Source organism: Lysinibacillus odysseyi 34hs-1 = NBRC 100172, assembly GCF_001591965.1.
GTDB lineage: Bacteria > Bacillota > Bacilli > Bacillales_A > Planococcaceae > Lysinibacillus_B > Lysinibacillus_B odysseyi.
Genome location: NZ_BCVX01000002.1, coordinates 371,407 through 383,531, shown reverse-complemented (window position 1 = coordinate 383,531; position 12,125 = coordinate 371,407). Strand labels below are relative to the sequence as shown.

The 12,125-nt window shown below is 41.9% G+C and carries 11 protein-coding genes; 6 read left to right on the top strand and 5 right to left on the bottom strand.

The annotated features are described in order from the left end of the window. Nucleotides 1-135: 135 nt before the first annotated feature. On the top strand, nucleotides 136-618 hold the full coding sequence (locus BOD01S_RS04640) for a C40 family peptidase (RefSeq protein WP_036155607.1): 483 nt from the start codon (nucleotides 136-138) through the stop codon (nucleotides 616-618). A 241-nt stretch (nucleotides 619-859) separates the two neighbouring features. Here the strand turns inward: BOD01S_RS04640 and BOD01S_RS04635 are convergent, their stop codons facing one another. Both BOD01S_RS04635 and secA2 read right to left on the bottom strand, forming a co-directional pair. Then, the gene (locus tag BOD01S_RS04635) at nucleotides 860-1,756 is read right to left on the bottom strand and encodes an accessory Sec system S-layer assembly protein (RefSeq protein ID WP_036155609.1); all 897 of its coding nucleotides are present in this window, start codon (nucleotides 1,754-1,756) and stop codon (nucleotides 860-862) included. Further along, nucleotides 1,756-4,125 (bottom strand): accessory Sec system translocase SecA2, encoded by a 2,370-nt coding sequence (secA2, locus tag BOD01S_RS04630; RefSeq protein ID WP_036155611.1) that lies wholly within the window; start codon nucleotides 4,123-4,125, stop codon nucleotides 1,756-1,758. The genes BOD01S_RS04635 and secA2 overlap by 1 nt, the downstream gene beginning before the upstream one ends. Before the next feature lie 595 nt (nucleotides 4,126-4,720). On the opposite strand from secA2, the gene BOD01S_RS04625 reads away from it, so the two are divergent. Next, nucleotides 4,721-5,767 carry a glycosyltransferase family 4 protein gene (locus BOD01S_RS04625; protein WP_036155613.1) on the top strand — a complete coding sequence of 349 codons (1,047 nt, stop codon included), beginning with the start codon at nucleotides 4,721-4,723 and terminating at the stop codon, nucleotides 5,765-5,767. 225 nt (nucleotides 5,768-5,992) lie between these two features. Here BOD01S_RS04625 and BOD01S_RS04620 read toward each other — a convergent pair whose 3' ends face one another. After that, nucleotides 5,993-7,054, bottom strand: coding sequence for an LCP family protein (locus tag BOD01S_RS04620; protein WP_036155615.1), 1,062 nt, complete (start codon nucleotides 7,052-7,054; stop codon nucleotides 5,993-5,995). Nucleotides 7,055-7,148: 94 nt separating this feature from the next. Then, on the bottom strand, nucleotides 7,149-7,784 hold the full coding sequence (locus BOD01S_RS04615; RefSeq protein ID WP_036155617.1) for a YigZ family protein: 636 nt from the start codon (nucleotides 7,782-7,784) through the stop codon (nucleotides 7,149-7,151). 179 nt (nucleotides 7,785-7,963) lie between these two features. Here BOD01S_RS04615 and BOD01S_RS04610 point away from each other — a divergent pair, with 179 nt between their 5' ends. From BOD01S_RS04610 to BOD01S_RS04595, 4 genes are all read left to right on the top strand, one after another. Then, a complete protein-coding gene (locus BOD01S_RS04610; protein WP_036155619.1) occupies nucleotides 7,964-9,118 on the top strand; it encodes a sensor histidine kinase in 1,155 nt (384 codons plus the stop codon). Between the two features lie 41 nt (nucleotides 9,119-9,159). Then, the gene (locus BOD01S_RS04605; RefSeq protein ID WP_036155621.1) at nucleotides 9,160-9,834 is read left to right on the top strand and encodes a response regulator; all 675 of its coding nucleotides are present in this window, start codon (nucleotides 9,160-9,162) and stop codon (nucleotides 9,832-9,834) included. Between the two features lie 367 nt (nucleotides 9,835-10,201). Beyond that, on the top strand, nucleotides 10,202-10,738 hold the full coding sequence (locus BOD01S_RS04600; protein WP_036155624.1) for a nuclear transport factor 2 family protein: 537 nt from the start codon (nucleotides 10,202-10,204) through the stop codon (nucleotides 10,736-10,738). A gap of 127 nt (nucleotides 10,739-10,865) precedes the next feature. Next, nucleotides 10,866-11,714, top strand: a complete 849-nt coding sequence (locus BOD01S_RS04595; RefSeq protein WP_036155626.1) for a DegV family protein — start codon at nucleotides 10,866-10,868, stop codon at nucleotides 11,712-11,714. Between the two features lie 254 nt (nucleotides 11,715-11,968). On the opposite strand, the gene BOD01S_RS23905 is transcribed toward BOD01S_RS04595, so the two are convergent. Then, a complete protein-coding gene (locus tag BOD01S_RS23905; protein ID WP_322787991.1) occupies nucleotides 11,969-12,124 on the bottom strand; it encodes a hypothetical protein in 156 nt (51 codons plus the stop codon). Between the last annotated feature and the right edge of the window lies 1 nt (nucleotide 12,125).

Here is a 12,125-nt window from a genome sequence, read left to right as displayed (position 1 = left end):
ATATATTTCCTTAGGTAGTAAAACGTAACCAACTTGTTACATAACTGTAATGTTACAAAAGGCTCATACATGTTACTCTAATTACAGGATAAATTTTCAGAAAAAAATTATTTTTTTTGGCGATGGAGGTTTACGATGAGTAAAATTAGGGTATTAAAGTATGGTGCGCTTGCATTAATAGCAGCAATAGCAATCTTTTTCTCTCCAGTAATGGGAGACGACAAAGCTGAGGCCTCTACACTGACAGTCGAACAGCTTCAAGCAACAGCTAAACAATTTATCGGTGTAAAATACAGCTACGGAGGCACAACTACTTCTGGTTTTGATTGTTCCGGATATGTACGCCACGTATACAACCAAGTTGGTGTCTCACTGCCACGTACATCTAAATCAATGTATGGAACAGGCACAGCGATCAAGAAGGGCGATTTAAAAGCAGGAGATTTAGTTTTCTTCAATACTTCTGGAAAAGGAATCTCTCACGTAGGGATTTATATCGGAGGGAGCAAGTTTATCCATTCGATGACTGGTAAAGGAGTAACAATTACTGATATTAATGACAAGTGGTACTGGGGTAGCCGTTACGTAGGAGCAAAGCGTGTAGCAACTGTTCAATAGTAATAACGACTGATCATACATACTACTAATCAACGTATAATTTATCCATAATAAAGCCAAATAGCCAATATAAGAAACCCACCATCTGCAAGAGCGGAAGGTGGGTTTTTCGATGTATAGTTCTTTCTTCAGTTATTATTTCCCTCGTATGAGGCAGGTGGTTTTTAATATCTTATTGGTAAGGGCAAAAGCAGAGAAATAAAAATCCGCCTTCGATTAAACGAAAGGCGGATAAAAGAGACTATTGGGGTACGCGTGCTGTCCAGCGGGATAGATCAGCATCTTCTCCCTCTACAAGCTCAGCCGGGAAGATAAATGTCCACGGTTTTGTAGAGTTTGGCTGTACTGTTAAAACAGGATCCATTTTGAATGACCCTTTTGCTACACGTTTGCCGTTTGCATCGATAATTTCCAACGGTAACTGCTCCAGGTTGATGGATTTGTCGTTGCCGTTCCGAATGAAAATAGAAGCATGCAGCGATTTGTCTTCATTTAGACGAACCTGTAAGCCGGTAAAGTTAACTTCTGTTTTGCCAAGCTTCGGCAGATCTTTAATAATTTCGGCCAGTTTTTCCTGCTGCTCTTTCGGAAGCTGCTTTTTCCATGTCTCATCCAGATCGAGCTGATGGCCTCGCAGGGAGATCAGGTTAAAGGCAATTGTCCAGCCATCTTCCGGTATTTCTTCTGCTTCCACAGATGTTTTATCAAACTCAAATACCCATGGCCGTGCACTGTTTGGCGGGATGACGCCAAGATCCTTGAAATTAAATGTTTTCGCCCCGATCCGCTTACCTTCTTTATCCAGAAGCAGCAGCTCGATCTCGCCAAGCTCGATTGGCTGGGATAGGGAGGAGCGGAAGAATGCTTTCACATTCCAGGCTCCTGTTTTTTTATCTTCCTCAATATTGATTGCAGCGAGTGATAATTGGTTTGGCTTTAACGGCTGCAGATCATTTGCCAGGAAGTTGAACACATATTGCTGCTCCTGCGGTACATTCCAATCCGGATGGAAGGACAGCTTTGTTTTTACTTGCGATTTTGTACTTAATGGTGTTTTGCCTTGTACAATTTCTTTTGAGTCGACTGCTGAATCTTTACCGACTGTATCTGATTTCTTGAAAAATGAAAATAAACCCATTATTGTTGCTCCTCCTGCTCCTGCATCGTTAAATCCTTCATGAAAATAACGAGCTCTTCTACGATTTGTCGGCGTAGTTCTTGATAGTTTTTACCGAATAGCTCTAAGCCTTCCCGCTGATAGATACGCATTGGATCTTCCTGCTGATATTGGCGAAGGCCGATACCCTCTTTCAGGTGGGACATTTGCTCCAAGTGCTTTACCCACATACGGTCGATGTATGCGAGCATGACATTTGGAATAACCTGCATCATGCGCTCATTTTCGCTGTACGTATCAATCATTTGTTTGATTTCATCTATTTGCGGTTGCAGACTTGCTAAAATACGGCTTATTTTTTCTTCCTGACGATCGATTGTTACAGGTGTCAGGAATAGGGAATTGACTGTCTGCTCCATTTTATCGAAGTCCCATTCAACCATGCTCAGCTCTTCCGGTGCATTGTCACGGACAGCAAAGTCGACTGTTTCCTCTAACATCGTTTTTAATTTACCTAAAAGATCTTCGTTTTTTAGTACGCTGTCACGGAGGGAGTAAACAACACGACGCTGGTCATTAATTACATCATCAAGCTTCAGGTTGTACTCACGCATAGAAAAGTGTGCGCCTTCTACAATACGCTGTGTACGTTCAACCAGCTCATTGACCTCTTTATTGAGGATACGGCCGATTTCGTTTGCTTCCAGTTTCTTTTTGAACTTCTCTACATCTTCTTTGGCAAACCGGCGTAACATATCATCCTCAATCGAAAGGATAAACTGTGTTTCACCTGGGTCACCTTGTCGTCCGGAACGACCGCGAAGCTGATTATCTACACGACGGCTTTCGTGCTTTTCAGTACCAAGAACACAAAGTCCGCCTAAATCGTGTACACCTTCACCGAGCATAATGTCAGTACCACGGCCGGCCATGTTTGTAGCGACTGTAATACGGCCTTTTTGTCCGGCTTCGGAAATGAGCTGTACTTCCTGCTCCACAGTTTTGGCGTTTAATACTTGATGCGGTAAACTATATTTCTTCAAGTATTTTGATACTTCTTCTGATTGCAAAATAGAGGTTGTCCCGATAAGTACTGGCTGCCCGTTCTCATGCCGGCGCAGGGCTTCCTGTGCCACATATTCGTATTTCTGCTCGGACGTTTCGAATACGAGATCTTCCTTATCAATCCGGGCACGCGGCCGGTTCGTAGGAATTTGTACTACGCTCATGCCGTATACTTCCATGATCTCCTTTTCTTGCGTTTTCGCAGTACCTGTCATTCCCGATAAGACAGGGTACATACGGAAGTAGTTTTGGATCGTTACTTGTGCCTGGGCTTTGTTTTCCTCAGTGATCGTAACGCCTTCTTTTGCTTCGATTGCTTGGTGCAGCCCATCAGATAATGAACGGCCTTCCATAATACGTCCCGTGAACATATCAACAAGCTCGATTTTATCCTCACGAACGATATAGTCTACGTCCCGTTTGAACATCACATGTGCTCGTACGGCCTGAATGACGTAGTGGTAAAGTGTTTGATGCTCTAAATCGTATAAATTATCTACACCGAAGGCAGCTTCCACCTTTTCAATGCCTTTTTCAGTGAGGGAAGTAGCTTTTGTCTCTTCGTCGAAGTCATAGTCTTCTTCTACGACAAAGCGTTTTGCCAGCATAGCGGCAATTTGGTGCAATTCGGCATTGGCCATCATTTTCCCAGCGATAATGAGCGGTGTCTTCGCCTCATCAATTAATACGGAATCAACTTCATCGATAATAGCGAAATGATACGGACGCTGTACTTTGTCTGCAATGGAGTGGGCCATATTATCCCGCAAGTAGTCAAAGCCGAATTCAGTTCCGACACCGTACGTAATATCTGCATTATAGGCATCCTTTTTCGCATCCGGCTCCATCATCGGCACGTTTAGGCCGACTGTCAGGCCGAGGAATCGGTGAATCTGGCCGATCAGTTCAAAGTCACGCTTGGCCAAATAGTCATTTACCGTAATGACATGTACGCCTTTTCCTTCCAATGCGCGTACATAGGAAGGCAGGGAAGCAACGAGTGTTTTCCCTTCACCGGTAGGCATTTCGGCAATATTGCCTTCTGTTAATACAAGACCACCGATCAGCTGTACATCAAAGTGGCGCATGTTTAATACACGTTTGGAGGCTTCGCGAACAACCGCAAACGCTTCAGGTACGATTTGCGGGATTGTCTCACCTTTCTCCAGACGTTCTTTAAATACTACAGTCATATGCTGGAGTTCCTCGTCTGTCATCGGGGCAAACTTGTCTTCCAGGCGATTAATTTCATCCACAATTTTATAGTATTTCTTTAATTCCCGAGCACTTGTCTGCTCTTTATTACGTTTAAAAATTGAGAACATCTTATTTACGCTCCTTTTAATTCGTCTACTTTACTAGTAGACATAAAATATTTTATCAAAATTTAATAAGTTTTTCTACTAAATGTCAGATAGGGATACCACTTCTTTTACTAGAGAACATGTGCCTCTATTGTCAGGTAAGTAATGTTGTATAATCCAAAGGGTTATCCGCAAAAAATTGATAAATTGCATCCTGAAGGTATGAAGCGGCGTCACTATATATACAGGTTGAATTTATAACTCCCATTAGCTTACAAATGGTGCATTTGTGTCTGTTACGTTGCGTTGCAAGAGAGTGGAGAATGAGACCCCACAAGAGGGAGAATAAAGGCTAAAGAGCGCCACATCATGTGGCAATGCCTTTATGACTAGTATCATGCTGGTCTGAGGCTCAGGCAGAACGTGCAGCAAGCGCAAATGGTATAGGGAGAATTAAATTCAATATATAGAAATGGAAAAGGTTTCATTTTCGAAAAGGATGGTAAATATAACGGGAGATGCTCATACTACAGAGAAAGGCTATATTTTATGAATTGGACGTGCTATAATACACTTGAGTAAAAGTGTATACTATTTTTTCTTAAGGAGGATAGACATGATTTACGTGTCTTTAATCGTGGCGATGGTTGCTGCCATCTTATTAACTCCACTTGTAAAGCGTTTAGCCTTTCGGATTGGAGCGGTCGATGCACCAAACTATCGGAAAGTGCATGCACGCATTATGCCACGGCTTGGCGGGCTCGCTATTTTTGGAGCCTTTTTAATCGGAATCGCTGTATTGCGACCGGATAATCAATATATGCTGGCGATTATTTTAGGGGCGACGGTGATTGTAATTACCGGCGTGCTTGACGATATGTACGAAATATCAGCGAAAGCGAAAATGCTTGGCCAGTTAGTGGCGGCAGGTATTATCGTTTTTTACGGCGGTATCCAAATTGAAAACATCAATCTTCCCTTTACTGATGAAGGGACGTTAGCATTCGGGGCCTTGAGTATTCCGCTTACCATTCTTTGGATTGTCGGGATTACAAATGCCATTAACTTGATTGATGGGCTTGATGGACTGGCAGCAGGAGTTTCGACAATTGCCTTGATTACACTTGCAGCAATGGCATTTATTATGGGCAATGGATTTGTATTAGCTGTAGCAGCTATTCTTGCAGCAGGTACATTTGGCTTTTTATTTTATAATTTCCATCCCGCGAAGATTTTCATGGGAGATACAGGAGCGCTCTTTTTAGGATTTATGATTGCGGTATTATCACTGCTAGGATTCAAGTCCATCACAGTCGTATCATTTATCGTTCCTGTTATCATGCTCGGTGTACCGATTTCGGATACATTCTTTGCGATTGTCAGACGTCTACGGATGAAAAAGAAATGGTCTGACCCCGATAAATCCCATCTGCATCACCGCTTACTTGATTTAGGATTTTCCCACCGTCAGACGGTACTGATCATTTATGGTATTGCGATGCTGTTTGGATTGTTTGCCATCATTTTCTCCATGGCGAAAATTTGGGGAGCTATTTTACTGATTACGGTTATTTTAGTTGTAATCGAGCTATTTGTAGAAGTCATCGGGCTGGCCGGTAAAAACTATCGTCCACTCATTAATTTTGTACGTATGTTTAAATAAATAACCTAAGTGGATATAAAAGTCACTGTCTTCGGACGGTGGCTTTTTTTTGTTGTGATGTGAGGGGAGTGTGTAAGCCGAAAGAGATGATTAGCGCAATAAAGAGGAGAATTCGCATAATTGAGCCCTGACTTCGCGTAATACAACCACAAATTCATGCAATAGCAAACTCTTTGAGACTATGAAAAATAAAAAATCCCCCGCAATCGCTGCGGGGGACGGTTATTACTGGGATGCACTGCTGTTAGTTGAATCGGACTGTGTTTGTTCTTCTGAATCATCATTTGAAATACCCGAAACATTCGTTGATTCTGGAACAAGACCTAAATGGCTTTTCAAAATATGCTTTGTCTCTTCTAATGCTTCTTCATCCAATGAGTAGTAGTAGATGCCTGTTGACATGTCGTCATAGCCTTGTAAAGTCAATGTATCCACTCGTGGCATACCTTCGGATAAATAGCTGATGAAGGACTTCATTTCTTTAAATGTCATATCAGTTTTCATATTGTTGCCGACTGCTTCGATGACATCATCGTATTTTGTGATTGAAGAAGCGGATGCAACTTTTGAAAGAATGGCTGTAAGAATTTCCTGCTGGCGTTTTCCGCGCTCGATATCGTTGTCTTGCTTCCGTGTACGGGCAAGGGCTAGCGCTTCTTTACCGTTCAACTCCTGTAAGCCGGGCTCCAGGTCGATTGTATAACGATCAAATTCATCTTTTTCCAGCATCTTGTAAGGAACTTCTGCTTCAATACCGCCTAATGCGTCTACGACGTCAATGAAAGCGTCAAAATTCATGCGTACATAATAGTCAACTGGGATGTCAAACAGTTCCTCGACTGTTTCAATTGTAGCCAATGTGCCGCCTAATGCATGGGCATGTGTAATTTTGTCTTTGTAGCCGACGTAAGGGATCTCTACGTAGGAATCACGCGGAATACTTAGGAGCTTGACAGTTTTAGTTTTGTTGTTTAATGTCGCCAGCAAAAGAGCGTCAGAGCGTGAACCATCTGAACCCTGTCCGCGTGTTTCGCTATCATCGATACCGATGAACAGCACGGAGACATTGTCTTGAAGAGGTTCGACTTTTGTTTCGCGTTTATCAGATACTTCGCGGTTTTCCACGGCCTCATACGCGTTATTGACAGCGTGTTCAGCCTTCTTCGTCAAATAAATGCCGTACGTTGTCACACAAATGAGGATGGATGCTGCTAAAATAAGTGTTATTTTTAGAAAAAGACCAAGCTTGGATGAACGCCTTGGCTTTTTCTGCGTTAATCGATTCATATTAAATTCTCCTCTATCAGGAATAGTAGCTGCAAATTCTATTTAATCTGTTTAATTATACTCGTTTTTTGCTGGAGCGTAAATGAAAATTACTTTACAAAACGACAAATTCTACAAATTGCTTGTCGATACATGTAATATCCGCTTGTCCATTCGTTAATTCTGTCATCCATCCGGTAAACGCCTCTTCGTCATCTTTTTGTACAAACACATATAGCTCGACTCCTTCAGTATATTGGATATCACGCAATGTATACTGGGAGCTGCGTACCTCATTTTCCACTTTGCCGAGCCAAGTATAGTCGATTGCCACCTTCATAATATGATGGAGCTTGCGTTCAACTACCTGGGCAGCTGCAATCCCTTCAGTTGTTGCTTTGCCGTATGCGCGGATTAGACCGCCGCCGCCAAGCTTTATACCGCCGAAATAACGTGTAACGACAACGACGGTATCTTTGAGGTCCTGTTTTTTTAGCACCTCTAGCATTGGAACGCCTGCAGTGCCGCTTGGTTCCCCATCATCGTTCGCTTTTTGAATTTGATTATTTTCTCCTACCATATAACATGAGCAATTATGCGTAGCATTCGGATGGGTTTTCTTGATCTTTTCAATAAATTCCAGGGCTTCTGACTCAGATTCTGCCCGGTTTATATAGCAAATAAATCTTGACTTCGAAATAATTATTTCCTTTTCTCCATATCCTTTTATTGTTTTATAGTCCTTTCGCATTATGATGACTCCTCTCATTTTTGAAATTATAATGGATAGTATTTATAAATTTACTTAAATTTTGTTCGTTAAATGTTATAATAGTAGAGAATTATTGTATTTAAGTGTAATAAGATGTGTCTTGCTGTACTTTACTTTCCGAAATAAGTAGCAACATCTAAGAAGAATGGAGATTTTTTATGTTTTCGAATGATAAATTAGATATTGCTTCCCTGGATGTTATATTTAATAGAATGCTTGAAACGATTACGAGTTCGAAAGATGACATTTTTATTATAAGCGAACAAAGTCGAAGAAGCTTCGAGGAAATGCAGAAGGAACTGGAAATTGTCCGGCAGGAAATAGCTCTTGTCATTGATGAAGCAGACCATTTGGAGGTCAAATCACAACTTTCCAAGCAACGGCTCGTCCAAGTGAGTAAAGCCTTTGATAATTATAGCGAAGAACAGGTCCGCGCGGCTTACGAAGTAGCGAATGATTTACAAATCAAGCTTATGCTCGCTAGGGAAAAAGAAAAGCAACTGCGTGATAAACGGGATGATCTGGAACGGCGGCTAAAAGCCCTCTATGAAACGATAGAGCGTGCTGATCATATTGTCAATCAAGTGAATGTTGTCATCAACTATTTAACATCTGATCTAAGAAATGTAACGATTGCATTGGAGCAGGCGAAAATTAAACAAGATTTTGGCATCCGCATTATTGCAGCTCAGGAGGAGGAGCGGAAGCGGCTGTCTAGGGAAATCCATGATGGTCCGGCACAGATGATGGCGAATGTGCTGATGCGTTCCGGTCTAATTGAGCGCACATATCGTGAAAAAGGCATGGAAGCCGCTATTACAGAGCTGGCTGATTTGAAGATAACAGTACGAAATGCCCTTTCCGAAGTGCGGAGAATCATATATGATTTAAGACCTATGGCGTTGGATGATCTAGGAATTGTCCCGACGCTGAAGAAATACTTATCGACCGTAATGGAGTATAATCCAGGAGTACAAATTTATTTCCAATCATTTGGACGGGAAAAGCGAATTCCCTCCGAACACGAGGTAGCAATTTTTCGGTTAGTTCAAGAATGTGTTACAAATGCATTAAAACATGGCAAACCTAAGGAAATAAATGTTAAATTAGAATGGTTGAAAAGCGGGATTAATATCGTCGTCAAAGATGATGGTACGGGCTTTGAGAAAGAGACAGTAAAAGAACAGTCGTTTGGACTTATTGGCATGCGCGAGCGCGTTGACTTGCTGGAAGGTCAGATGCATATACGCAGTCATGTAGGCGAAGGAACGCTTGTTATTTTCAAAATCCCGTTCCCAGGAAACGAAGTATAAAAATGTAGAAAACGACCGAGAGTTTATAGGGGGTAACAGAGATGACGAAGATTATTATTGTAGATGACCACCAATTATTCCGTGAAGGAGTAAAGCGTATTTTAGATTTTGAAGACACCTTTGAAGTGGTGGCAGAAGGTGATGACGGTACAGATATCAATAATTTATATGCTGCACATATGCCGGATGTTGTATTAATGGACATTAACATGCCAGGTAAAAACGGTGTGGATGCAACGGCCGAGCTGATTAAAGAGTACAGCGATGCAAAAGTGATTATGCTGTCGATCCATGATGATGAATCATATGTGACACATGCATTAAAATCCGGTGCACTCGGCTATATGCTAAAAGAAATGGATGCGGATGAAATCGTCGAAGCAATCAAAGTAGTAGCAAACGGCGGCTCATACTTGCACCCAAAAGTAACGAAAAATCTAGTAGCGGAATTCCGCCGCTTATCTGAGCATGAAAATAAAGGAAACTTCCACCAAACAGAAATCCGCCGTCCATTCCACTTATTGACGAAGCGTGAATGTGAAGTCCTTCAGCTATTAACGGATGGCCAGTCAAACCGGGCAATTGGTGAGACACTCTACATCTCTGAAAAAACGGTTAAAAACCACGTATCAAGCATTCTGCAAAAGATGAATGTAAACGACCGTACACAGGCGGTTGTGACAGCAATCAAAAACGGCTGGGTAGAAGTACGCTAACACCCATTGAACCCTGTCAATCTACGGATTGGTAGGGTTCTTATATTTTTATGCAGAGGAAAACCGCTGATAAATGGGGCGAAACCGCTGATAACCGGGTGAAAATCGCCTATAAATGATGAGAAAAAAGCTGATAATCAGTCCTGATTCAACAAATGATGGCCTTTAAAAAGTTAGATTGACTAGATAAAAAGAAACTTTCATCTAGCTGCCCAGAGGTTCATGAAATTAGGAATATAGGCTGGAAATCTATTGATTTTCGCTGTAAAAAGACAATACTCTGCCATATTTCATGCAACATTCCATACGTTATTTCGTCCTTACATATGCGAATTATGCTACAATATTGCGCGGGAGGTTGTGAACAATGAAAAAATGGTTGTTAGCAGTCATAACAGTACTTGTACTTGCTGCTTGTGGGGATACAGAACAAGAAAAAGATAATAATACAAAAGAGAAAAGTACCGAAGAAGTTATTGAACAAGGAACAGTCGGCTTTGAAGTAATGGGTGACTCTATTGAAGAAGCAGCAAATGTACCGGCAGAGGAAAAAGAGAAAATCCTCGCTGCTTTCCATGAGTATATAGATGCCTTCAATGCGGAGGATATTGACCGCTATGCGGAAACAACATCAAAGCATGCAAAAGGATTTAAATATGAGGAAGATATAGAGGCGGCAAAACAGATTTTTTCTCAATATAGTGTGATTAATCGAAAAGCGGAAGATGTTACGATCGTAAAATATAGTGAAGAGGAAGCGCAGGTTTTCTCTAATATGACCGCCGATATGGTGGAGGAAAAAACAAATATTGAAATGAAAGGTGAAGCTCGGACGGTAGTTGTCTTTGTGAAAGAAGATGAGACATGGAAGGTAACGAGTGTTCACTCAATGGATAATCAATAAGTAAATTATCAAGCGTTCTGTGGAAAAATCACCGAGCGCTTTTTTTCATGAATGGCGTTTTCTCCCACTTTGGCATTCACATTCTCTGATGGATACGGTAAACTAATGAGCATAGGAGAGTGGGAAAATGAAAACTGCAGTCGTAACCGATAGTACAGCGTATTTAACGCAAGAAGAGCGCACACGCTATAATATCCGCATGGTACCGCTAAGTGTCAATTTGGAAGATGGTACGTATGAGGAAGAAGTAACGATTACAGCTTCCGAATTTTACGATAAGGTGCGTGGCGCAAAAGTATTTCCGAAAACGACGCAGCCGCCTGTCGGGAAATTTGTAGAGCTTTTCGAAGAGCTTTCAAAAGAGTATGATGAAATCGTCACAATCCATCTATCAAGCGGGATCAGTGGGACGTATCAGGGTGCCATTCAGGCCGGAGATATGGTGAATAACATAGAAGTTTACGCATTTGACAGCGAAGTAGCTTGCAGCCCACAAGGTATGTTCGCTATCGAAGCAGCGAAAATGGCGGAACGTGGTGCCTCAGCAAAAGAAATCATCGCAAAGCTGGACGAGCTAAAAGCAACAATGAGTGCCTATTTCATTGTGGACGATTTAGCCCATTTGCAGCGCGGCGGACGTTTATCTGCAGCGGCAGCACTGATCGGCGGATTGCTGCAGGTGAAGCCGATTCTGCACTTTGTTGATAAAAAGATTGTGCCATTCGAAAAAATCCGTACACGCAAAAAAGCAATGCGCCGTGTAGAGGAGCTATTGAAGGAATCGACACAACAGTACGAAAAATTACAGGCGGTTGTAATCCATGCCAACTGTGAGGAAGAGGGACGGGCCTGGCTTGCACAATTAGAGCAGGACTTCCCGACGGTTGACTTCAAATTTAGTTATTTCGGGCCGGTTATTGCCACGCATTTAGGCGAAGGTGCTATTGCGATGGGCTGGATGAAAAAAGAGGGTTAATAGAAGACGGTTTCTACTATTTAAGTAGAAGCCGCTTTTTTTATGGAGGAGGAAAAATGCGCACAAAGAAATCTTCAAGTTTCCAAAAGTATAAAGGGTTTTTACTAGAGCCAAGCATCCAAAATTTCTTCACAGGACGAATATGGGCAAGGGAGACAACTCCTTTTCCGAAAGAAAAAATAGATATCTATATTAAGCGGGGGCTTCTTAAGATAAAGCCGGCGATCGGAGAGGGGCCTGTCTGTCACAGGTGTTTAAATAAAGAAAAGAAACAATTTATCTTTTATCATTGTGCACGCTGCCAAAAAGTATGTACGTACTGCCGCTACTGTATACAGATGGGCAGGATGAGCAGCTGTACTGAATTGCTCACTTGGAACGGACCGCTCCCCAAGTTGAATTCGTACCACA